This is a genomic window from uncultured Psychrosphaera sp. (assembly GCF_947500655.1).
In the GTDB taxonomy this organism is placed as follows: Bacteria; Pseudomonadota; Gammaproteobacteria; order Enterobacterales; family Alteromonadaceae; genus Psychrosphaera.
Window position 1 is genome coordinate 94,287 of sequence record NZ_CANMSK010000005.1, and the last position, 22,274, is coordinate 116,560.

Genomic DNA, 22,274 nt, shown 5'->3' on the forward strand with positions numbered 1-22,274 from the left:
TTATGCCCCTTCATTTTTAACGGGACCATTCAGCGGAATTTCTACTGGTAATCTATCCGGTTTAGCGTAACTAATACGGGATAATCGTTGCGTGGAGTGATAACTGTCTAACCCTGAAATTGCCACGGTATTTAATAACTCTATATCTATGTATCCATCATCTTGTATCGCACTTTCTTCGCACAAAACATCTGTAATTTCACCTATTACTAAAAGGGTATTATTAAGTTGAATTGGGATTATCTCTTTAAGAGTTAATGCGTATTTTAAACGGCTGTCTTTCACAAACGGAGCGGTAACATTAGCAATGAACTCTGGCGTTAATCCTACATGTTCAAACTCACTTTGGTCACTCAAATAACGAGCTGAACTTTGGTGCGCTTTACGCCAAAAATCATCGCTCACTTGGTTAATTGTGTATTGCTTTGTTTGCTTAATATTATCTAATGTATGGCGGGAAACGCTGTCTGGTCGCATAATAAAACCGACCAATGCAGGCGAGGAGCCTAAATGAAAAACAGAGCTGAAGATAGCAAGATTATTGTTACCTTGCTTGTCACAAGTACCAACAAGGTTGGCACTTTTGAAACCAGATAAGCTATTAATTAGCTGCACTCGGTAACGTGTAGCCATTTCACTTAACTCATCATTGTTAAAATGTTGCATAGGTATCACTTCTACGTATTAACTAAGCTCGTTGATTTAACAGCTTAGTTTAAGCATTTCATTTAGCTGTTAATACGTAAGTTTATTACTTCGCGATCACACTTTACTGATTAATTTTAATAGATACTTGTTAAGTTTGGTTATGAGTTTTACAAAGCTCTTATAGGTATTCCTTTACCTACAAGATTTATATTTATCTAAGCGGGAATACAAAACTCTAGCAAGGGTATAGCTTCACTAAAGAGTGATGTACCACTATTCTAAAATCCGTAATATCTAAGTTAGATAAGTCTAACGCTTTAGCAACTGACGATGCCACTTGCTGTCTTTGCATTTTTTTAGGAATGCAAAACGGCCTTTCAAAGTCACTACTTACTAATTCACCTGACATAGTTCGGGTGCGGTAAACCCGTTTAATAAATTCACTTTTATCATCGTTATTGCTGCTTTCATGATATTGCATTGATGCATCAATAAATCCATCAATATACAATTTACAGGCGTTGACAGCTTTACCGCCATCATTTTTTTGGTAATGAGCACAGGACTCTATGATTTCTGATTTAAAATCAGCTTTAGCGACAAAAGTAATCAACATAAAACTAACGGCAACAAGTACATTTTTTAAATTCATCTTTATTAACCTTCTACTTTTATTTTATTAGATGAGCGTTTTATAAGTACAGCACCCAACACTCCGGATAATATTGATCCTACCAAAACACCAACCTTAACCTGTGTTTGATAAGCTAAGCCTTGCTCTTCAAATGCCAAAGAACCGATAAATAAACTCATGGTAAAACCAACACCACAGAGTAAACAAACTGCATATAGTTGAGTCCAAGTGGCATCTTTCGGCAATTTACAAAGGTTTAATTTGATAGCTGCATAACAAGCAGCAAAAATACCTAACTGTTTACCTATAAATAACCCCCCAATAATACCAAAGGTTACCGGTGTAAAGAATTCAGAAACTGATGTACCAATTAGCTCAACACCAGCGTTAGAAAAGGCAAAGACAGGTAAAACAAAAAAGGCAATCCATGGGTGTAAACCGTGCTCAATTTGATAAGACATGGATTCAGATTTTTCTTTAGCTATAGGGATAAATAAAGCCACTGCAAAACCTGCTAAGGTAGCATGTACACCAGATTTTAATACTGCAGCCCAAACAACAATTGACACTAAAATAAATGGCGTTTTACTCGATAGCTTCAAACGATTAAACAGAAATAAAGCCACCAAACCAACACTGGCTATAATTAGTGAGTTAGGAGCTAAATCAGTTGAATAAAACAAAGCAATAATAATAACTGCACCAATGTCATCAATAATAGCAACCGACAGTAAGAACAGTTTTAAACTTGGTGGTAAATGCTTACCAAACAATATGAATAATCCCAAAGCAAATGCGATATCTGTGGCGGATGGTATTGCCCAACCGTTCATGGCAATAGCGTCTTCATAATTTAATGCTACATATATAAGCGCTGGAAATATGATCCCTGCAATCGCAGCTAAAAATGGCAAAATAACTTGGTCTTTGGATGCTAATTGCCCGTATAACAATTCTCTTTTTATTTCTAATCCAACAACAAAAAAGAATATAGCCATGAGGCCATCATTGATCCATAAAACCAGAGGTTTACTTATTTCAAATGAACCAAGTACGATACTTACTGGAAACTCTAAGAAAGAGTTATAGGCTGGGCTAAGTGGACTGTTTGCTAATATAAGCGCAATAAGTGAGGCAAGAACAAGAATGATACCGGGACTGGCATCTGTCTTTATAAATTCTTTCCATTTTAAAATAAGTGCATTTTCTGACATATGAACTCCTTATGAATTAATTGTCTCCAACTTATAAGTTATAGCTGAGGGTGTAATTATTAAACAGTCGATTATAACTGATCAGATATCAGTTAAAAGTTGATATTAATATGCTATATTGAAACATAACGTTGATTATAACTGTGAAAAAACATGCGCTTAAACTATCACCACCTTCAATATTTTTACGCCATTGCAACTCATGGCAGCATTGCAAAAGCATCTATTTTTTTGCATATCACTCCGCAAACATTGAGTTCTCAACTACAAAAATTAGAAGAACAATTAGGTTACAACCTATTTGATCGTGTTGGCAGAAAAATGCAGTTAAATGCCATGGGGAATGTGACTTACAATTATGCCAAAGAAATATTTAATCTTGGTGATGAGCTACAAAATTCATTAAAAAACCATTCAGAAAAATTTGCGTTTCAATTCTCTGTTGGCGTCACGGATGTTATTCCAAAAGTATTCTCTTTTAATTTCTTAAAAAACATTTACACCATGGATAGCTCCATCAAACTTATATGTAAAGAGACCCAATTAGATACACTATTAGGCGAATTAGCCGTTAACAAGTTAGATGCCATATTAAGCGATACATCATTACCAGCTCATTCGGCCGTTAAAGCGTTTAATCATGTGGTAGGCAAAAGTGGAATGAGCTTTTTTGCTACCCAGAACAAAGCCAATGATTTAGAGGAAAACTTCCCAAACTCTCTTGATGGGGTACCTTTTTTCTTAGCTGGCGAAGGTACTAATCAGAAAATCAATGTTTTATCTTGGTTTGAACAAATAGATGTAAAGCCTAAAATTATTGGTGAATTTGATGATTCAGTTCTGGCTAATTACTTTTGCCAAGCTAACTATGGCGTGTGTTGTGCGCCTACAATTATTGAAAGTCATGTACTAGAACAATTCGACTTATCCGTAATAGGAAGAACCGACCAAATTATGGAGCACTATTATCTTATTTCTCCTGAACGCAAAGTAAAGCACCCTGCCGTGCAGCATTTATTGAATGAATCTCAAAAATTATTTCCTCAATAGCTTATAAATAAAGTTAATCGTATTTTAAACTTTAAACGTATTACTATAAGTAGAATGCTCAACTTTAAAACCTTAACAATAAATATTAGGTGACATATGACATACATAAGCTATTTAGAATTATTTAATCATGTGATGACACATGGCACTAAAGAAGGTTCAAAAGTCACTTTTGGAGATTTTAGCGCCTGGAGCGAAATAGACGGCTACACTTGCTACCTAAGGTTTAAAGATGTGACGATAACATTAATGTTCCATAGTCGTTTTTCATTTGAATATGATGAAGAATCCGAGTTACTTGCATTTCAAAAAGCAGCTACACATGCCTTTGATTTAATACAAGAACAACGTTCCCCGCATGCAGAATCAAGAAAGTAATTAGGCAAAACGAGCTGTAATTATGAATAGAGTAAATCCAAAGGCATTATTAAATAGTAAATGGACAGCAATGCTTGTGAACAATAAAGAAAAGCACTTTATTGTTATAGACGTTGAGTTTGATGACGAACAAAAAGTATCTTTGTGTGTCATTGAAGCTGTCATTAATAATCAGCAATACCAGATTAATTGGCGAGACTTAAAAGATCCTACAAAGTGGAAAATCGGCTGGCAATAATATTGATTATTATCGGTAATTACTTCAATCTATCATTATCAGTATAAAATCGGTTTTATTACCAACAATTCCATGATTAAAAAGGATAAATAAATTTGAATTTAACTAATTCGACCCCATTTATATTTGATAAACATTGAGGGTTACATGTTAGTTAAATCAGAATTTAAACCAGCTTGGTGGATGACTAATCGTCATTTACAGACAATTATACCTAGAACATATCCTATAAAATCACTATTTAAGCCGGCAATTCAAGATTTTGAGCTAAGTGATGACGATTTTGTAGAGGTTACTTGGTCACATCAAGTCAATAAAATAAAACCAGACCAACCAATTGTATTGCTGTTTCATGGACTAGAAGGTTCGTTTGATAGTTTTTATACCAAGCGCATGATGAATGCTATTTATCAGCAAGGTTGGGTTGCGGTTCTCATGCATTTTAGAGGCTGCGGTGCCAAAACAAATCGTAAAACACAAAGCTATCACTCTGGACAAACCTCAGATGTGAGTGAATTTGTTGATTATCTAAGGCAAAGACATCCAACCAATCCAATATTCTCTATCGGCTTTTCATTAGGTGGAAATGTGCTGGCGAAATATGTCGGGGAAAGAGAAGACTCACAATTAGATGGTGCGATTGTTATATCAGCGCCATTTAACTTATCTGAGTGTACAAAAGCGGTAAACCAAGGTTTTGCTAAGATTTATCAAAAGTACCTTTTAGATAAACTGAAAAGAAGTACCCATGAAAAAATAGAACATTTAAATGGTAGCGATCCTAGGCTATTAGACAAAGAAACGCTCGATAACATAACGAATATGACTGACTTCGATAGATTAGTCACTGCGCCTTTAAATGGCTTTGTTGACGCTGAAGATTATTATCAACAATCCAGTGGCAAGCAATTCTTATCGACCATTAACACACCAACTTTAGTCATTCATTCTGAGGACGATCCCTTTATGAATGAATCTGTTATTCCAACCGAGGCAGAACTGTCTCCTTCGGTTCAATTTGAGTTGAGTAAAAAAGGTGGGCATGTCGGATTTTTAGCTGGCAATAATCCTTTAAAACCAGAATTTTGGTTAGAAACTCGCAGCATTGCCTTTATTAAAAGCTTATTAATTGAGAAAAAATGATCATCCCATGGCAGCAAATAAGTAACGATGCATTAAGTGGAATAATTGAAGAGTTTGTCATGAGAGAAGGAACTGATTATGGCGAAGCTGAAATTTCATTTGAAGAAAAAAAACTAGACGTACAAAGACAACTTAATAACGGTGATGTTGTTTTGGTTTATTCAGAACTACACGAAACCGTAAATTTGATGGCCGCTAACGATTTCAAAGGTTAACGGCTTTTATACCAATTGTATTATTTACTAGATAAGTCTCTAAATTGCGTAGTGATCAACCCAGTCTTCTACCCTAACGGCGAATTTATCGGTTAGCGGACTCCAACAACCACGTAAATCACAAGCTAGAATATTGTTATCCATTTCACGTACGATAATCGCTGTGGATTCAAATTCTGCTCGCTCAAAGTCATGAGCAATAGACATAGAGTCGTACATATCATCTAACGTTTCATGCTCAAGAGCATCCTCTAATAAATCAAAATCAAACTCACATTGAATAATAAAATAGTGATCGTGTCGATTTGAAATATAACGGCTACCAAATGGCGAAATAGCCAATAAAGTATGTTTGTAATGCTCTAGCTTTTGCATTTCAACTTCTGACTTCATCGAGCTATTTTTAAGATATTCGGTAATGTCATGTGCAATACATTTCATATCATCGGCTGACTGCGGACTTAGCACTCGACCATCTACATAATCTGCTTCTCGGCCACTTAATAGTGACATGGCACAACCAATCAAATTATTAATATCAGTGATCATAATAACTCTTATTCCTTAATCTCGTCTTGATGTATGTGGGATAGTAATTGTTGACCAATCAAACGACTTATCACTAACCACCATAAAGTTAGGATTTAATACCGACTCTCTTTGATTATAGGTTAGCTCACCATACTCAGAATCTAAAATACAGCCACCCGCTTCTTCCACTATAATTTGTGGTGCGCCTGTATCCCATTCACCTGTAATACCAACTCGAATATATATATCCGCATTACCTTCAGCCACTAAACATGACTTTAACGCCGCGCTTCCCATGGAAACAAATTCTAATGCGACATCAGGTTTAATAAACTTAGTGATGGTTTCTAATTTTTGTACTCGACTAATAGCAACACGTAAGTATGGGTTTGCCAAATCGACGGGACTTGCCGTCACTTGTGTCGTTTTGCCACCGCATATCTTATGAGTACCTAATCCTAGCGCCGCCCAAAAGGTAACTTTGGTAACAGGTGCATGAATAATACCAAGTATCGGTTTTCCATTTTCAACTAACGCAATATTAACCGCAAAGTCTGAACGACCAGCCACAAATTCTTGTGTCCCGTCTAATGGATCAATTAACCAATAACGTGACCAGATCTTACGCTCTGCTAGGGGAATGTTTTCGATTTCTTCTGACATAATTGGAATGTCTGGCGTTAACTTAGTTAACTGCTCCATTATAATTCCATTAGAAGCATAATCTGCGCTGGTTACAGGGGATTCATCTAGTTTACTAAATTGCTCAAAGTCACCATCTTCAAAAAACTCTAAAATAGCGGCGCCTGCAGAATTTGCTATTTCCACCGCATGTGCTGCTAACTGCTCTAGTGATAATGTCACACTTAACTCCCTAGCTCATATTTATACTATAAGGTTAGTTTTTCTTTCGCCATATACAAGGCCGATACACTACGTGCTTCGGTAAAATCTTCTCGGCTCATCAATTCGTCTAGATTATCCCATTGCCAATTTACCACAGTAAGCGGTTCTGGTTCGTCCCCTTCAAGAGATTCTGGATAGAGATCGAACGCCATATAAATATGCATGATTGAGTTAAAGTAACTAGGCGTGCTTGATAAGCTTTTTAATTGGACTAAACGTTTTGCCCCAAAACCGATTTCTTCTTTTAACTCTCGGTTTGCTGCATGTTCTGGAGACTCACCTGGATCAATAAGCCCTTTGGGGAAACCGAGTTCATAACTATGGGTTCCAGCGCAATATTCACTGACCAGTAAAAATTCTTGTTCATTCACAATGGGGATGATCATAACCGCGCCACGACCTGAACTTTTCATGCGTTCATAGGTACGTTGTTCACCATTGGAAAACTCTAATTCCAGTTGTTCTATTTTAAATAAACGACTTTTAGCTACTAATTCAGAACTATGAATAACAGGTAATTGCGGTTTTTTTTGCTTTATTTGCTCCGACATGGATGGCCTTCTGCTAGAATCGGATACCTAGTTACTACTATAACGAACAAAGATTAAAAATCTATGCTTAATTGGTCTGATATACACACTGTTTTACTTGATATGGACGGCACCCTACTTGATTTGCATTTTGACAACCATTTTTGGATAGAACATGTACCAAAAGCATTTGCTAAAAAGCATAGCGTTTCACTAGAAAAAGCGCAAACAGAACTAAAAATTCAAAACGATGCTGTTTATGGACAATTAGAGTGGTATTGCCTAGATTATTGGCAGCAAGAGTTAGATTTACCTATTTTGGAATTAAAACGCGAGATCAGCCATTTAATCCAATTACGAGATGACACTATCCCATTTTTGGACGCACTTCATGCCGCAGGAAAAGAAGTAATTTTAGTTACTAATGCACACCCTAATTCACTAAGCTTAAAAGTAGAGATGACCCAATTAGATAGCCACATAGACAGGCTAATATCATGTCATCAATACGGAGTGAGTAAAGAAAGCCAAAGGTTGTGGCAACAACTACAACAAGATATTGGTTTTGATAATAAACATACGTTATTTGTAGATGACTCAAAACCAGTATTAGACTCAGCTAAAAAGTTTGGTATTCAGCATTTATTAGCAATCGCAAACCCAGACAGTAAAAAGCCGGCAAAAGAAATTACAGGCTATGTAAATACAACGGATTTTAGAACGTTGATAACTCAAATAAAATAGTATCGCTCAATATCTCAGGAGGTTTTTAATTAGCTTTCATCTAGATAATCTGATTTCGCCCCTTCGCGAGTAACCAATTAAACTTCAGATTTAAATTACTTTTTTAGTAATTAGTTAACGACTCTGCTAAAAATAAATTATTTAGAAATGTGAGCGATGTTCTGGTAAAAAAACACGCAATTCGCTCGCTATAAACCTGTTAGCTTTCTATGGATGTACTACCTTAAATTGATATCGCTATAATTCGATTTGGAATAAATATGAATGAAGTAAGGCCTTTTTGTGGATAACCTGAATCCATAAAACATTCCTCTTCCCTAGAAGAGCAAACTGAAAATAGGTCTGTGAACTGTATATTAACTAGAGTGTTACTGAGCAGTAGAAATTAACCAATTTTCCCTCATAATAACTACTCTAACACTCCTCACACGCGTACATACAATGTACATATGATTTAATTAGAGTAAAATACAGCAAAAGCTGTAACAAATACGGCGTTTCTTTTGGGGGAAGCTAAGTCTGTACTTTTTGATGTGTTTGCTGTGCAGTTTTTAATGAATAAAATGCCATAACTGAAGATCGCTTTTTGATGCTTGTATGAGTAATAAAACCAATATATTACTTGCTCATTGCGGACGTGAGGATGGGAATATTATTACAGTTATATCGGCCAAAGAAGCGACAAAAAATGAAAGTAAAAACTAACAGCGAGGGAGTTAATGATGAAAGATGAATATGATTTTTCAGCAATAAAATCGCGTAAAAATACTTACGCAGGTAAATTAAAAAAGCCGGTAACAATGCGTCTTGATGAGGATGTTATATCTTATTTTAAAGCCATGGCGGAAGAGTCAGGCGTTCCTTATCAAAGCTTAATAAATTTATATCTGAGAGATTGTGTTGCAACCCATAAGAAAATAGATATTAACTGGCAGGCATAGTTCTAGTTCTAGTTCTAACAATCAACTAGAGCCGCTACATAAATCTAATTACAACCCCTCTAACTTATATTAAGCGACCGCTTTGGTAGACTTGTTCAATTTGCATATTGTCATTGATCACTAAAAAGTCAGCTTTGGCTCCAACATTTAAATGACCAATATCATTTAAGCCTAAAAATTTAGCTGGAACTTGTGTGGCGCTGTGTAGTACATCTTCCAGCGGAATCCCAAGCACTTGCTGTGAGTTTCTTACCGCTGCCATCATATCAAGACACGAGCCTGCTAAAGTGCCATCTGGAGTTGTAAGCTTGTCACCAACACGAGTAATTGTTGAGTCTAACCAAGGTAGAGACATTAAGTCGCTACCAACATGCGCCATTGCATCAGTAACTAGCATAACGCCTTTAGCTGACTTTGCTTTAAAGGCTAAACGGCAGTTAGTTTCATGCACATGCAGAAGATCAACAATTAATCCCGCAGTTATGCGTTCATCATCCAGCGCAGCACCAATTAATCCTGGCGCTCTAGCTTGTAGGCCAGACATAGCATTAAATAAATGTGTTACGCCTGTTGCACCTGCATCAATTGCGGCTAAAACCGTATTAAAATCTGCATTAGAGTGACCTAAAGCGACAATCACACCTTGGCTTACTAAATCCTTTATTACGTCTGGACTGACATTTTCCGGCGCTACGGTTAACAGGACTTTACCTAAGTCATTACGAGTGATTACCTTTAACTCAGCATCAGTAATTGCACGAACTTGATCAGATGGATGAATACCACGTTTAGCTACACTTAAGTGCGGCCCTTCAAAATGCACTCCCACAACACCCTCAATATTTTCAGATTTTGCCTGTGCAATTGCATCAGCAGCATTTTGCATAACAGATAAATTATCTGTTATTAACGTTGGCAACATAGACGTTGTACCAAACTGCTGGTGAGCTGAAAACATGGTTTTAAGGGTAACGACACTTGGAGCCTGATTTAATAAAACTCCACCACCACCATTGACTTGTGCATCTAAAAAACCAGGGGTCACTAAACCATTAAACTGCACATCAGGGCATAAAAAGTCATTTGAACCTTGGTCATTTAAGCCACCTCCATTTGAACCCTGGTCACTTTCGGTTGATGTCACCACACCATCTTTAACTTGAAAGCGGTAGTTAGTTTTTAAATTAGTGCCATCAAAAAACTGTTTTGCACAAAACCATGTCATGGTGAAGTTCCTTTACCTTACGTATCTGAAATATATTTAAATTACAGTGTTTGCGTAACTTTATTTAAACCAACAGGTTCATCTGGATTCAATCCCATTTGTTGTGCTACCTGCTCAATATCCAGATAAAAACGCAACATAATAGCCAGTGGTGCTAAACGCTTATGTATTTTATCACCTTCAGTGCTGTTATCGTTATCAACTTTTAATGTAACTACAACACCGCCTCGGCTGATAACGTCAGCAACTTGTTTTTTATGATTTATTAACGTTTCATCGTCAATCTCAACATCTACCAACATCAGCTTTTTTGCTACGAGCGTAATAGGTCCATGCAAAAACTCAGCACTACTAAATGACTCAGCATGAATACCACAAACTTCTTTTAACTTAAGCGCTAATTCTCGGCTTATGGCATAACCAAAACCGCGCCCTAACACCACACAATGTTGAACATGTTTTAAAGCATCGAAAGTAAGTTGCGGTGCTTGTGTTGTTACATGCTGTAATTGTTTTGGTAAATTTTCTAATCCGGCTAATAAGTCTTTTGAGCCTGACCATGTAGCAACAAGTGACGCGATTGCACTTAACGTACATAAAAAACTTTTAGTTGCGGCTACTGCTTTTTCTGGTCCTGCTTGTAACGGTAATACTTCATTAGCCAGTTCAGCTAGAGGTGAGGTTTCATCGTTTACTAGCGCTAAACAAAATGCTCCGGTTTTTTTAGCTTGTTCAACTTGGTGTAAAATATCAGGACTTCTACCTGATTGAGAAATACAAATAACCAGGGTATTTTCTAACTTAAGCGTTTTACCAAATAAAGTACTTACTGACGGTGCGGCTGCAGAAACAGGTAAACCTAATTCAGTTTCAATCAAATACTTTGCATATACACCAGCATGATCAGAAGAGCCTCTACCTATTATCATTACTGACTTTGGCGCAAATGCTTTTATTCCCGCTACAATGGTTTTTACTCTATCTTTATTTTCACTAAGCTGTGTCGCTATTCGTTCTGGAGTTTGTAGTGCTTCTTCCACCATAAGTGACTGTGACATTATAGTTTTCCTGTAATTTTCTGAGTGCTGTTTTTTCTAGACAGGCAGATCAAGGTAGACACTGCAGTACCAACCACCAACTGCCATGTAAAGGCTAAATCAAATTGCCAAGCTTCTGGTAAGTACAATGACTGCACATAAGGTTGCATTAACATTGGAATAGCAAAACCCACAATAAGCGCTGTAACTATTGATCCCGGTGTGCCACGTTCTGAAAATAATGCGGTAAAGTAAATGCCTAATAATCCGCTGTATGAAAATACCATTACGCTTAAGGCAAACGCCAATAACGGAGTGTCTGTATATTGTTGCCAGTAATAACAAAGTAAAGCGACACAACCGAGTGCGATAGCAACAATGCCCATTGTCACACGGCCAACACGGACTAATTTATCTTCTGCTACCTCTATCCCCTTTTTAAACCAACCACGGTAAATATCTTGTACTGCAACCGACGACATAGAATTCAAACCGGAGTTTAAGGTTGATAACGCAGCCGCAACAATCCCGATTGTGACAACCGCTTTTATCCCATTAGGTAAGCTGGTCAAAACGTAGTACATAAAAATGGTAACCGTTTGGCCTTCAAATTCAGGAATTGGAGCGCCACCAGCAGCTTGCGCCATAATGTCTGGACGTTGGTAAAAAATGAAAAGTAACAAGCCAATACAAACAAATATTAGAACAATAGGAATGCCCATCATGATTGATGAAACAAGCGCTTTGGTTGCGCTTTTAGAATCTTTGCACGTTAGCATGCGTTGAGTTACGTCTTGGTCTAAACCAAATGCAGCAATATTTAACAACACAAAGCCCGTCAATATTGACCAAATATTAAAAACACCAGAACTGGTAAAGTCGACTGAGAAATCAATAAAGGTAAGTTTAGATGCCTGATCAATTGCCGGAGTTTGCAGCACATTTATAATCTCGCCAGTACTTAACGGAATAGCATTCATCAAATGAAACAATACCAATACCGCCGCACCAACATAAATAACGCATTGAACAACGTCTGAATAAATAACCGTTCTTATTCCGCCATAAACCGTATAAGCAAAGCCAACAACCGTAATAATACAGATGGCGATAGCAACTGAACTTGGTTCAACATTACCAAATAAAATCATGGCAACCGCAATAGCCGCCATAAATAAACGTGCACCACTGGCAAACAAACGACCAAATAAATATACCAAACCAGCTTGATATTTAGCGTTATCACCAAAGCGGCTACCGAGTAATTCATACACGGTAAATGCTTTTAATGCATAAAAACGAGGTAGTAGAAATTTAGCCACAAAAAATGCGGCAATAAAGCCTGCGATATTAGTGGAAAGGTAAGTTAAATCACCACGATAACCTTGATCTGGTCCGCCTAAGAAAGTTGCGGCAGACTGTGACGTAGCGAGTACAGAAATACTTACCGTCCAAATGGACATACTATTTCCACCTAGAAAATAGTCGTTAGTATTTTTAGCTCGTCGGTTAAATATGTAACCGGTCACCAGTAATATTAAAAAGTATAAGCCAAAAACAGCAACGTCCAAACTTGTGTATTGATCAATCATAATTAATTATCACTCTTAGATAAAAGCACAGATAACTCATTTAATAATGCGTCATCGTCTATTTCGTTTTTATGGACCGCAGCTTTTGATGCTGCAATCTCAGCACGTTTTAATGCTTTACCGTTTAATGGTTGCACTGCAGTTGCAAGAGAAAATAAATCATCAATATTGCCACTACATTGCAATATCACATCACAACCTGCATTTAATGCTAGTTCCGCTTTTTCTGCTGACGTACCAGTTAAGGCGTGCATATCAATGTCATCAGTCATGATTAATCCATCAAAACCAATATGCTTTCTTATTACGTCATTAAGTACTTTAGAACTTAAAGTTGCAGGAAAGTCAGCATCAATTGCGGTGTAAAGTATGTGAGCGGTCATTAACATCGACTCATTTTTAAAATGCTCAAAAGGCAAAAAGTCCCATGTAGCTAGGCTATCTATATCGGCATCAACTATCGGTAATGCTTTATGACTATCAGTTGTTCCACGTCCATGACCCGGACCATGTTTTATAACTGGCTCAACGCCACTAAGTTGCAAACCATTGATAGTTGCTTGAGCAAGCGCAATAACACTTTCGGGTGTATTTCCTAATGCTCGGTCGGTAACGACGGTTGAAGCATCAGCCTGTGGAATATCTAACATAGGTGCGCAATCAACATTAATGCCTACACGTTTTAAGTCAGCACCTATTAGTTGATAATTAATTTCGCATGCGCGGATTGCAGCGTCTGGGGAGTGTTTGTATAACTTAGCAAACTCAGTAGGACTTGGAGGTCTACGCCAATGTGGAGCTGGTAAGCGAGAAACTCGTCCACCTTCTTGATCAATTAAAATCAATGCATATTTGTTATCTGTTACTAACTTAAACTCTTCAACCAATGACGTTACTTGCTTTGGATCAGTAATGTTGCGAGCAAACAGAATCAAACCCAATGGACGCATTTTATTAAACAATACTTTTTCTTCATCTGTAAGTTCCGTTGAAGCACAACCGACAATTGCATTAGAAGGTGGATTGTTAAATGTAATCTGTTTGCTCATATTATTTCTTGGTCCTTGTTGCTTATGAAGCATTGCTAATTAATTTATTGCTTAACATTTAAGCCATGTTTGGTTAAGTTAACTAGTGATATAGCGACGTTTAACACGTGCAGACAATCTAGTTAATAACTCATAAGAAATTGTCGAAGCGTATTCAGCAACATCTTCAACCAAAACATTTTCACCCCAAAGCTCTACAATATCGCCAACTTCAACTTGGTTTAAACCAGTTACATCAAATGTGAGCATATCCATAGATACACGTCCGACTAACGGAATTGTTTGATTATGCAACCAAGCTAACGTTCCAGCTTGTGCATGACGTGGATAACCGTCAGCATAACCTATTGCGACTGTAGCAATAATGGTTTTTCGTTGAGCTATCCAACTTTGTCCATAACCTACAGTTTCACCTTTCTCTAGAGTTCTAATGGCAATAACTGGCGCACTTAATGTCATAACAGGTTTTAACGTTAATTCTTTATTCTTTACTGGTTGAGTACAACCATACAAAGAAATCCCTAATCGGTTCCAACAACCATGAGAGCTTGGCCATTGAGATATAGCCGCAGAGTTTGCCAGGCTAAAATCTAAACCATGTAACTCGGCCAATTCAGCTAACTGTGCAACTTGTTTATTATTCGCAACATTATCTTTTTCATCCGCACAGGCTAAGTGGCTACATAACACAGTACAGTCAATTAATAAGTCAGAAAATTCAGTCAATATAGAGTTAACATTTGCAAACTCAATCCCTAACCTATGCATACCAGTATCAACTTTTATCCATACTGTTGGGCGCAATGAGGGATCTAAATTACGTAACCATTCAAAATGTTCACGAGTATGTAGCATAACCCAAAGGTTTAGTTCATGCGCCAATGCCATTTCAGCCTCACACATCACACCTTCAAGTAACAAAATAGGCTTGGTGATAGCGTATTCACGTAAATGTATAGCTTCATCTATAAAAGCAACAGCAAACCCTGCACCTTCATTCGACAAGGCCTGAGCAATCGCAACCGAACCATGGCCATAAGCATCTGCTTTGATAACTGCCATAGTTTTACTTTTGATTGCCAGCGCCGACATTTGTCGATAATTATCAACCAGTGCGGTCAAATTTATATCTGCGTAAGTTGGCCTTCCAAATACTGTCATCTGCTTATTCTTAATAATATTTTAATTATCTATTCATTTAGTACTGCTATTTGCCGATATGATAAATAAGAATGAAAAGCCTTGAGTCATTCACACTATTAGTTTTATCTAGTAGTTAGTTTTAAGGGTCATATTGGCAACTGTTGAGCTGTTTCTATTTGCAAATAAAAACACGCCATCAATCATAAATCAATTATTATTTCTTATATACAACATTTTAAGAATAATATATTCTTGCGATATTCCAATGCTAAGCAGTGGGATAAACTTACGATCTCAGGCAATACACTGCGTTAGTTCAGTAATACCTAGTCAAATTAGAAGTATAAATGGAAACACTATGAACAATAATTCACTGATAAATGAACTCAATACTATTTTGTCGGAAACTCGTAACCCTGACACCATGAACATTGATTTATTGTCTACAGATGCCATTTTGCAAAAAATTAATAATGAAGATCAAAAAGTCGCTTTAGCTGTAAGGTCTTCTTTACCCCAAATTGCTATTGCGGTTGATACCATTGTTGAAAGCTTTAAAAATAAGGGGCGCTTAATTTATATAGGTGCTGGTACTAGCGGTCGTTTGGGGATCTTAGATGCTGTTGAATGTATTCCTACATTTAGTGTGGCAAAAGATATGGTCATCGCTCTTATTGCCGGTGGTGAAAAAGCGATTAAAGTAGCGGTTGAAGGCTCTGAAGATGATCAAAGTGCAGCTATTGAAGATTTAAAAAACATTAACTTTAATAACAAAGATGTACTTGTTGGAATTGCCGCCAGTGGCCGTACTCCTTACGTTATTTCCGCCTTAAAATACGCAAAAGGTCTTGGTGCTAAAACCGTAGCCGTTAGTTGTAACCCTAATTCGCCTATTGGCCAGCAAGCCAATGTAGATATTTGTGCCGCCGTAGGGCCAGAGGTTCTAACAGGCTCTACTCGTATGAAATCTGGAACAGCACAAAAATTAATTCTTAATATGCTTAGTACCGTTAGCATGATAAAAATAGGCAAAACTTATCAAAATTTAATGGTGGATGTGAACGCCAGCAACAACAAGTTATACGCCAGAGCAGTACTCATCGTTATGCAAGCAACAGAATGTGATGAGCAAACTGCGTCTAATGCATTAACAGCAGCTAACAATGAAGCAAAGGTTGCGATTATGATGATATTAACGGGTACGGATGTACAAGAAGCTAAATCACTATTACAACAAAACAAAGGCTTTTTACGAAAAGCGATTGATGCACAATCTAGCTAGTTATTCAGAAATGAACAATAAATAAAGCCCCCCTAAATAAAGACTTATGCGCCCAAATAAAAAGCCCCTATAAATTATATTTATAAGGGCTTTACTTACATTTATTTAGCTTCTATTCCACTAGTAGTAAACTAGCTAATGCTTAAAATGCAGCTTGAACACTTAGACTAACTTGTCTTGAACGTCCGATAATATGTTGTCCATTTTGCCCATTTTCAATTGCAGCATCGGAATAGACAGAAATGTATTCTTCATCAAGTAAGTTTCTAATATCAAAACGAACCTGATAATTACCGAAGTCATAGCCCACTTGAGCGTTTACTAACATACGAGCATCATTTTCAGGATCACCACCGTCCTCACCTACAATGCTTACAGGGTCGAAATACGCTTTTGAACTGTCTTGATAATTTGCATTGATATTAGTGTATACGCCAGAATCAAAATCATAATCAACTGAAATATTTGCGGTTATCGTAGGTGCATCTGCAAATGAACGGCCTGATAAATCTACGTCTTCACCCGTTGTTGCTAGCACATAAGTATAATCAATAAACTCTGATTTTGAATAACCTAGGCCTGCTGTAATACGTAGCTGCTGATTCGGATAATAAACTATTTCTGTATCAACACCTTTAACTTCTGACTCTCCTGCATTTTGTGTTTCCACATCAAATTGTCTCGTCGACAATTGATTTAGTACTTGTTGGTCTTTCCATTGAATTACAAAAGCATTGGCGTTAAACACGAATTGGCCTGCCATCCACACTGAACGGTATGATAATTCATAATTATCTGTGTATTCAGAATCGTAAGTATATAAATAATTCTGCGCCGTGTTCGTTCCTACACCACCAGAACGATAACCTTTCTGGTAAGTAAAGCTAGTCGTCATGTCTTGATTAATATGGTAGCTAACACCTAATTTAGGCAAGAACGCATCAAAGTCTGTCGATGATAAAGGCTCGGTTCCAGAAGAACTGTCGGCCAGTCCATTTAAATATCCATTTATCCCAGTTAATATCGCCCCTGTCTGTGCATCATATACGCTAGGATCTGGCATTGTATTCAATATTGAATAGATTGACTCTTTGTCATTAGCTTGCTCTTCATTTTCAAATCGTAAACCTGCTAATAAATCAAACGAATCATTAATAGAATAGGTAACATCTGCAAACAAAGCCTTAGTTGACACCGATTGCGTAAAATCAGACGTAAAATCAAGTAAGATAGGATCAATATCTGGGTACAACGGAGTAACTTGTCCAGCCAGATAACTTGCAGTTGCGCCATCAAGTCCATTTGTCATTAACAGACCCGTCACTGCGGTTTGGAAATCATAACCGAGAGCATTTTCTACATCAATGTATGTGCCACCTAAAGAGTTATCCACAACATCTAAGTCTGATGCGTAAAAACCAACAACAGCTTGTAGATTGTCACCATCATAGGCAAGTCTTAACTCTTGGCTATTGGTTTTGTCTGTTCGAGTATTCTGTGTATCTGGTGATAATTGTTCAGATGTTGAATCACCGTCCCAGTTATATCCTGATTCTGAGGTATTCGTCGTGATCACAGAGACCAAAGAAAGCTGATCTGTAATATCCCAAGACACTTCTAATGTGGCTATGTCTGTATCAGAGTCTCTGAAAGTTGGAGAATTAAAGTAGTTTTTTCTATCGAATATATCAGCGCCATACTCATAGGTTGCCCATTGCACACCTAATTCACTGGTTGTATTTGACAATGTAAGTAATGCGGTAACATTATCAGTTGGTTGGTATAATAATTTACCTCTAACGGTATTTGACTCTTCGTAGTTAGACATTTCATTTCTGGTCACATTATCAATATCACCTTCTAGTTCTTTATCTTCAACACTGACTCTAAAGGCAAGCATGTCATCAATAATGCTGCCACCTCCAGCAAATGCGTATTCTTTTTGTCCTAAATTACCAATAGTGACTTTACCTTTACCACTCCAGTCATAGGTTGGATCCTGGCTCCTGATATGCACGGCTCCAGCTAACGCATTACGACCTTGTAATGTAGATTGTGGTCCACGGAATACTTCCACCTGAGAAAGATCCCAAACAGGCACCGCACCATTGTTAACAACACGCCAAGGTAACGGAGCTCCATCAAAGTACATAGTAGCTAAATAACTACCACCACCGCCTGAAACATTAAATGCATCTATACCTCGAATAGTAAAACCGTCACTTAATGTGCCAGTTACATTGGCCATACCAGAAAATACGTCACTGACGTTTTGCACATTCTGTTTCTCTATATCTTTAGCGGTAATAACAGCAACACTGGTAGGTGTTTCTTGAATACTACGGTCTATTTTTTGACCTCTTACTACAATAGCTTCTATTGTTTGAGTTACACTCTTTTCATTTTTACTTTCTTGGGCAATATCTTCAATAGCTGAAACATCTGCCATAGCACCTAAAGAAATTGTATTTAGTCCAAAACCTACAGCGAGGGCTAGTTTAGTTAGCTTCATTATTTTTCACTTAAATATGAGTTATTAATTTGTTCACATGCTGCAAATGATAATGATTCTCACTTGCTAAATCAATGAATTTCATATATTTTATGTCGATTATTTTTTATATGATAAGTGCTATGGATAAAATCTCTAAAAAGAACACATTTACAGCTTTTAAAAACCGTACATTCTTGGCTGTGGTGTTAACTCTAATTACCTCAGTCCTTATGATCCCAGCAATGCCAACATACCTTCCGGTTGTTCAAAATGACGCTATTGGCATACCTGTTTTATTATTTCCTTTTATTTGGACTGGGCTATTTATTTATAGCTATATGGCTGAGTCGGTTAAACAGGTTTGGCTGGTTATGATCAGTCTTAATGTGATCCATATCTCATGTATTTATTTTGCTTTATTTAGTAAATAAGGGCGTTTAATGAAAAGTTTTACAATAAAGAAGTTATATCAACTTCACTCGTGGGTTGGTTTAATTACTGGAATTTTACTCTTTATTATCGCTTTTAGTGGCTCAGTTGCTGTATTCACATTACCTGAGTTAAAAATTTGGGCAAATGATGAAATAAGAGCACCAATTCAAAGTAACTCACAAGGTTTAGAGCAGCTCATTGATGAATATTCAAGCAAAGTTGGTCCTGAGTATCTTGAAGAGGTTCACATTCGGTTGCCATCGTCACGAGTTTCTCAATCCTCTCGTGTTATTTTTGAAGGTCATTTTGAAAACGACAAAGGCAAAGAAGAGCATAAAGGTATTGTCTATGAGTTTCACCCTGAAACATTAGAAGAATTAACTAAAACTGACATGGATACTTTTTTTGAGCAAGATAAGTTAGATATATCTACTTTTTTAGCTCATTTCCATGCTGACTTACATTTAGGGAATCCTCTAGGTTTAATATTAACCGGTTTATTAGGCTTAACCTTAATGGTGTCTATTGTTACAGGTTTGTTTATTCACAGAAAAATCTTAGCTCAATTATTTACTTTTAGAATACGAAAAACGTTTTCATTGATGCTAACAGATGGTCACAAAGTAATGAGTGTATGGGCTGTTTTATTCCATAGTACAATTGCTTTCACTGGTGCTTTTTTAGGATTGGCCACTGTAATTTTAGTACCGGCTGCAGCTTATGTTAGCTTTAATGGCGATCAGGAAAAGTTACTAGAAACCTTTACCGCTATACCACCTGCCGTTATCTCGCATGTAGAGCAACCAACACAATTATCTAATATCTTAGAGCACTCAGAAAAAAGTAGGCCTGATTTAACTTTCAGAGATATAGCAATTATGGGTTATGGCGATAAAAACGCTATGATCTATATATATGGAACAGGTAGTGACCAAATGGGAGGGGAGACGTTAGTTTACAACGGAGTGACTGGTGAATATATAAAAAGCCAAGCAAGATTTGGCCGACTAGAAGGTGTAACCGGAAAGATATTAGATGCCATGTTCCCTTTGCATTATGGTAATTTTGGAGGCGTGTTAGTAAAAGCTATTTGGTCTATATTAGGTATGATAACAGCGTTGCTACCTATAACTGGGCTTATGCTTTGGATTGAGCGCGGACTTAATTCTCAACAACCAAATCATAGTCGCCGTACTTATCAAAATTTCAACAAGTTATTAATAGGCTCTTGTGGTGGTATTGTTCTGGCGACTTCAGCCTTATTCCCGACTCAACTTATATTAAATAAAGTCATGCATGGCCTTGATCATACCAGTGCTATTTTTAATGTTTTCTTTAGTGTCTGGTTAATTGCTCTGCTTATTCCTTTTCTTGTACATTATAAAAAGGCAATCAAAGCCATATATTTAATGATTGCGGCTTTATTAACATTGGTTATGCCAATGGATGCAGTCTTAACTTCTAGCCACATATTTAATGTATTTGAAACGCAACATTTTGTATCGGTTTCCGTTGACTGGGTTTTACTATTCTTAGGCTTATTAATGCTGTTCAGTTATAAAAAACTGTTTTCATTACCTGGTGGCGATAGTAAAGACTCAGAACAAGATGAAACATTAACGGAGGAGAAAGCGTAATATGTTATTTTTAGCTTTTGTTACTGCCATAGTAGGTATTTATTTTTTAAATCAAAATGGCTCATACACGCAAAATAAAAAGCACCGCTTAATCTCAGTAATATTTAGTATTACCTCTGTTGTATTATTTGCTTATTTATACGGGACTGCGCGGGGAGTATTTATTTACCTGGGTGTAATATCGTTATTTGGAATTGTATTAACGGTTGTTAATACAATTAGGAAACCTGAATAAACGGCTTATAATTTATTTTATGCATAAAAAAACGCAGTTAAAACTGCGTTTTTTTATATGTGTTTCTATATTTAACCTGAATTAAAATTATTTACATACTGCGCCTAAAGTCACTAACTACTGTATTAGTTTTTTCCAATATTTGGCGGCCTTGACGAGACGATTGAGTAATTGCAATAAACAAGATATCTATAATAAATTCTTGCGCCGTACGGGTTAAAATTGATGACAAGCGAGCCGATTCATCATCAGCTACCGAATACAGTTTCAAATTAGCCATATCTGAAATAGGTGTGCTGCCAAAGCGTGTTACAGAAATGATTTTAGCTTTATTATTTTTAGCTTCAGTAACGACGTTGATCATTTCTTTGGTACTACCTGACTCACTAATGGCAAAGACTAAATCATTTTCAGATAAAGTAGCAGCAAAGGCCAATTGAGCATGGGCATCAGGTTCTTCTATCGCTAACATACCCAGTTTTTGCAACTTATAAGAAAAGTCTTTTCCTACCAGAGCTGAGCCGCCTAACCCACAAATTAATATACGCTTTGATGACTTTAATAATTCAACTGCTTCAATAAATGCAGCCTCATCATTTAACTTTTGTGTTTCATTAAGCACAGAAACTTTACTACTAAGTAGCTTATCTGACATCTGACTAAAGCTGTCATTAATAGTAATTTTACCGTGCAAATTATTGCTAGCAGTAGCAATATTCAATGCATCAATAACACCCATTTTAAACGCTGGGTAGCCTTTATAGCCTAATTTCTGAGAGAACTTAACCACTGAGGATTGGCTAACACCAACTACATTGGCTAACTCTAATGAGGATAATTCACGAATAGCACTGGATGAGTCCAAGGCAAATTTGGCTAGTTTTAGCTCACTACTCGACAACGAGTCCTTCAGTGCTTTAATTTTAGTAAATGTTGACATTGTTACTCATAAATAATTTATTCATCGATTAGGAAT

At 36.9% G+C, this 22,274-nt stretch carries 23 protein-coding genes; 10 read left to right on the forward strand and 13 right to left on the reverse strand.

Features of this window, described 5'->3' with window-relative positions; genetic code table 11:
• From Q0940_RS06460 to nhaA, 3 genes are all read right to left on the reverse strand, one after another.
• Complete coding sequence (locus tag Q0940_RS06460) at positions 1-666, reverse strand: flavin reductase family protein (protein ID WP_299265833.1); 666 nt, start codon at positions 664-666, stop codon at positions 1-3.
• A 217-nt stretch (positions 667-883) separates the two neighbouring features.
• The gene (locus Q0940_RS06465) at positions 884-1,300 is read right to left on the reverse strand and encodes a Rap1a/Tai family immunity protein (protein ID WP_299265836.1); all 417 of its coding nucleotides are present in this window, start codon (positions 1,298-1,300) and stop codon (positions 884-886) included.
• A 5-nt stretch (positions 1,301-1,305) separates the two neighbouring features.
• Positions 1,306-2,496, reverse strand: coding sequence for a Na+/H+ antiporter NhaA (gene nhaA, locus Q0940_RS06470; RefSeq protein ID WP_299265839.1), 1,191 nt, complete (start codon positions 2,494-2,496; stop codon positions 1,306-1,308).
• A 153-nt stretch (positions 2,497-2,649) separates the two neighbouring features.
• Here nhaA and Q0940_RS06475 point away from each other — a divergent pair, with 153 nt between their 5' ends.
• The 5 genes from Q0940_RS06475 (at position 2,650) to Q0940_RS06495 (ending at position 5,520) form a co-directional block, all read left to right on the forward strand.
• Complete coding sequence (locus Q0940_RS06475; RefSeq protein ID WP_299265842.1) at positions 2,650-3,546, forward strand: LysR family transcriptional regulator; 897 nt, start codon at positions 2,650-2,652, stop codon at positions 3,544-3,546.
• Positions 3,547-3,642: 96 nt separating this feature from the next.
• Positions 3,643-3,924, forward strand: coding sequence for a DUF3081 family protein (locus tag Q0940_RS06480; protein WP_299265845.1), 282 nt, complete (start codon positions 3,643-3,645; stop codon positions 3,922-3,924).
• 22 nt (positions 3,925-3,946) lie between these two features.
• Positions 3,947-4,162, forward strand: a complete 216-nt coding sequence (locus tag Q0940_RS06485; RefSeq protein WP_299265849.1) for a TIGR02450 family Trp-rich protein — start codon at positions 3,947-3,949, stop codon at positions 4,160-4,162.
• Positions 4,163-4,309: 147 nt separating this feature from the next.
• Complete coding sequence (locus Q0940_RS06490; RefSeq protein ID WP_299265852.1) at positions 4,310-5,305, forward strand: hydrolase; 996 nt, start codon at positions 4,310-4,312, stop codon at positions 5,303-5,305.
• Positions 5,302-5,520 (forward strand): YheU family protein, encoded by a 219-nt coding sequence (locus tag Q0940_RS06495; protein WP_299265854.1) that lies wholly within the window; start codon positions 5,302-5,304, stop codon positions 5,518-5,520. The genes Q0940_RS06490 and Q0940_RS06495 overlap by 4 nt, the downstream gene beginning before the upstream one ends.
• A gap of 39 nt (positions 5,521-5,559) precedes the next feature.
• Here Q0940_RS06495 and Q0940_RS06500 read toward each other — a convergent pair whose 3' ends face one another.
• Genes Q0940_RS06500 through nudE form a run of 3 tightly spaced genes read right to left on the reverse strand, consistent with a single transcriptional unit; the run spans position 5,560 to position 7,508 of the window.
• A complete protein-coding gene (locus Q0940_RS06500) occupies positions 5,560-6,069 on the reverse strand; it encodes a hypothetical protein (protein ID WP_299265856.1) in 510 nt (169 codons plus the stop codon).
• Positions 6,070-6,084: 15 nt separating this feature from the next.
• Positions 6,085-6,915, reverse strand: coding sequence for a 3'(2'),5'-bisphosphate nucleotidase CysQ (gene cysQ, locus Q0940_RS06505; RefSeq protein ID WP_299265858.1), 831 nt, complete (start codon positions 6,913-6,915; stop codon positions 6,085-6,087).
• Between the two features lie 26 nt (positions 6,916-6,941).
• Positions 6,942-7,508 carry an ADP compounds hydrolase NudE gene (gene nudE, locus Q0940_RS06510; protein WP_299265860.1) on the reverse strand — a complete coding sequence of 189 codons (567 nt, stop codon included), beginning with the start codon at positions 7,506-7,508 and terminating at the stop codon, positions 6,942-6,944.
• 63 nt (positions 7,509-7,571) lie between these two features.
• Here nudE and yrfG point away from each other — a divergent pair, with 63 nt between their 5' ends.
• Both yrfG and Q0940_RS06520 read left to right on the forward strand, forming a co-directional pair.
• The gene (gene yrfG / locus Q0940_RS06515) at positions 7,572-8,231 is read left to right on the forward strand and encodes a GMP/IMP nucleotidase (RefSeq protein WP_299265862.1); all 660 of its coding nucleotides are present in this window, start codon (positions 7,572-7,574) and stop codon (positions 8,229-8,231) included.
• Between the two features lie 719 nt (positions 8,232-8,950).
• Complete coding sequence (locus Q0940_RS06520) at positions 8,951-9,172, forward strand: BrnA antitoxin family protein (RefSeq protein WP_299265865.1); 222 nt, start codon at positions 8,951-8,953, stop codon at positions 9,170-9,172.
• A 64-nt stretch (positions 9,173-9,236) separates the two neighbouring features.
• On the opposite strand, the gene nagA is transcribed toward Q0940_RS06520, so the two are convergent.
• From nagA to alr, 5 genes are all read right to left on the reverse strand, one after another.
• Positions 9,237-10,397, reverse strand: a complete 1,161-nt coding sequence (gene nagA, locus Q0940_RS06525) for an N-acetylglucosamine-6-phosphate deacetylase (protein ID WP_299265869.1) — start codon at positions 10,395-10,397, stop codon at positions 9,237-9,239.
• A gap of 41 nt (positions 10,398-10,438) precedes the next feature.
• Positions 10,439-11,455: a glucosamine-6-phosphate deaminase NagB-II gene (gene nagB-II / locus Q0940_RS06530; RefSeq protein ID WP_299265873.1), complete on the reverse strand. Its 1,017-nt coding sequence runs from the start codon at positions 11,453-11,455 to the stop codon at positions 10,439-10,441.
• Positions 11,455-13,026, reverse strand: coding sequence for a sodium:solute symporter (locus Q0940_RS06535; RefSeq protein ID WP_299265876.1), 1,572 nt, complete (start codon positions 13,024-13,026; stop codon positions 11,455-11,457). The genes nagB-II and Q0940_RS06535 overlap by 1 nt, the downstream gene beginning before the upstream one ends.
• 2 nt (positions 13,027-13,028) lie before the next feature.
• A complete protein-coding gene (nagZ, locus tag Q0940_RS06540; protein WP_299265879.1) occupies positions 13,029-14,075 on the reverse strand; it encodes a beta-N-acetylhexosaminidase in 1,047 nt (348 codons plus the stop codon).
• Positions 14,076-14,153: 78 nt separating this feature from the next.
• Positions 14,154-15,236 (reverse strand): alanine racemase, encoded by a 1,083-nt coding sequence (gene alr, locus Q0940_RS06545; RefSeq protein ID WP_299265882.1) that lies wholly within the window; start codon positions 15,234-15,236, stop codon positions 14,154-14,156.
• Positions 15,237-15,576: 340 nt separating this feature from the next.
• Here alr and murQ point away from each other — a divergent pair, with 340 nt between their 5' ends.
• Positions 15,577-16,500: an N-acetylmuramic acid 6-phosphate etherase gene (murQ, locus tag Q0940_RS06550; protein ID WP_299265885.1), complete on the forward strand. Its 924-nt coding sequence runs from the start codon at positions 15,577-15,579 to the stop codon at positions 16,498-16,500.
• A gap of 142 nt (positions 16,501-16,642) precedes the next feature.
• On the opposite strand, the gene Q0940_RS06555 is transcribed toward murQ, so the two are convergent.
• A complete protein-coding gene (locus Q0940_RS06555; protein ID WP_299265887.1) occupies positions 16,643-19,012 on the reverse strand; it encodes a TonB-dependent receptor in 2,370 nt (789 codons plus the stop codon).
• A 122-nt stretch (positions 19,013-19,134) separates the two neighbouring features.
• Here Q0940_RS06555 and Q0940_RS06560 point away from each other — a divergent pair, with 122 nt between their 5' ends.
• A complete protein-coding gene (locus Q0940_RS06560; protein WP_299265889.1) occupies positions 19,135-19,425 on the forward strand; it encodes a hypothetical protein in 291 nt (96 codons plus the stop codon).
• A 9-nt stretch (positions 19,426-19,434) separates the two neighbouring features.
• The gene (locus Q0940_RS06565) at positions 19,435-21,063 is read left to right on the forward strand and encodes a PepSY-associated TM helix domain-containing protein (RefSeq protein ID WP_299265892.1); all 1,629 of its coding nucleotides are present in this window, start codon (positions 19,435-19,437) and stop codon (positions 21,061-21,063) included.
• A 326-nt stretch (positions 21,064-21,389) separates the two neighbouring features.
• Here the strand turns inward: Q0940_RS06565 and Q0940_RS06570 are convergent, their stop codons facing one another.
• A complete protein-coding gene (locus tag Q0940_RS06570; protein ID WP_299265896.1) occupies positions 21,390-22,238 on the reverse strand; it encodes a MurR/RpiR family transcriptional regulator in 849 nt (282 codons plus the stop codon).
• Between the last annotated feature and the right edge of the window lie 36 nt (positions 22,239-22,274).

Bases quoted from the DNA above. Each gene is read 5' to 3' on its own strand.
- Q0940_RS06460 (WP_299265833.1), bottom strand. From the start codon at position 666: ATGCAACATTTTAACAATGATGAGTTAAGTGAAATGGCTACACGTTAC.
- Q0940_RS06465 (WP_299265836.1), bottom strand. From the start codon at position 1,300: ATGAATTTAAAAAATGTACTTGTTGCCGTTAGTTTTATGTTGATTACT.
- nhaA (WP_299265839.1), bottom strand. From the start codon at position 2,496: ATGTCAGAAAATGCACTTATTTTAAAATGGAAAGAATTTATAAAGACA.
- Q0940_RS06475 (WP_299265842.1), top strand. From the start codon at position 2,650: ATGCGCTTAAACTATCACCACCTTCAATATTTTTACGCCATTGCAACT.
- Q0940_RS06480 (WP_299265845.1), top strand. From the start codon at position 3,643: ATGACATACATAAGCTATTTAGAATTATTTAATCATGTGATGACACAT.
- Q0940_RS06485 (WP_299265849.1), top strand. From the start codon at position 3,947: ATGAATAGAGTAAATCCAAAGGCATTATTAAATAGTAAATGGACAGCA.
- Q0940_RS06490 (WP_299265852.1), top strand. From the start codon at position 4,310: ATGTTAGTTAAATCAGAATTTAAACCAGCTTGGTGGATGACTAATCGT.
- Q0940_RS06495 (WP_299265854.1), top strand. From the start codon at position 5,302: ATGATCATCCCATGGCAGCAAATAAGTAACGATGCATTAAGTGGAATA.
- Q0940_RS06500 (WP_299265856.1), bottom strand. From the start codon at position 6,069: ATGATCACTGATATTAATAATTTGATTGGTTGTGCCATGTCACTATTA.
- nudE (WP_299265860.1), bottom strand. From the start codon at position 7,508: ATGTCGGAGCAAATAAAGCAAAAAAAACCGCAATTACCTGTTATTCAT.
- yrfG (WP_299265862.1), top strand. From the start codon at position 7,572: ATGCTTAATTGGTCTGATATACACACTGTTTTACTTGATATGGACGGC.
- Q0940_RS06520 (WP_299265865.1), top strand. From the start codon at position 8,951: ATGATGAAAGATGAATATGATTTTTCAGCAATAAAATCGCGTAAAAAT.
- nagA (WP_299265869.1), bottom strand. From the start codon at position 10,397: ATGACATGGTTTTGTGCAAAACAGTTTTTTGATGGCACTAATTTAAAA.
- nagB-II (WP_299265873.1), bottom strand. From the start codon at position 11,455: ATGTCACAGTCACTTATGGTGGAAGAAGCACTACAAACTCCAGAACGA.
- Q0940_RS06535 (WP_299265876.1), bottom strand. From the start codon at position 13,026: ATGATTGATCAATACACAAGTTTGGACGTTGCTGTTTTTGGCTTATAC.
- nagZ (WP_299265879.1), bottom strand. From the start codon at position 14,075: ATGAGCAAACAGATTACATTTAACAATCCACCTTCTAATGCAATTGTC.
- alr (WP_299265882.1), bottom strand. From the start codon at position 15,236: ATGACAGTATTTGGAAGGCCAACTTACGCAGATATAAATTTGACCGCA.
- murQ (WP_299265885.1), top strand. From the start codon at position 15,577: ATGAACAATAATTCACTGATAAATGAACTCAATACTATTTTGTCGGAA.
- Q0940_RS06555 (WP_299265887.1), bottom strand. From the start codon at position 19,012: ATGAAGCTAACTAAACTAGCCCTCGCTGTAGGTTTTGGACTAAATACA.
- Q0940_RS06560 (WP_299265889.1), top strand. From the start codon at position 19,135: ATGGATAAAATCTCTAAAAAGAACACATTTACAGCTTTTAAAAACCGT.
- Q0940_RS06565 (WP_299265892.1), top strand. From the start codon at position 19,435: ATGAAAAGTTTTACAATAAAGAAGTTATATCAACTTCACTCGTGGGTT.
- Q0940_RS06570 (WP_299265896.1), bottom strand. From the start codon at position 22,238: ATGTCAACATTTACTAAAATTAAAGCACTGAAGGACTCGTTGTCGAGT.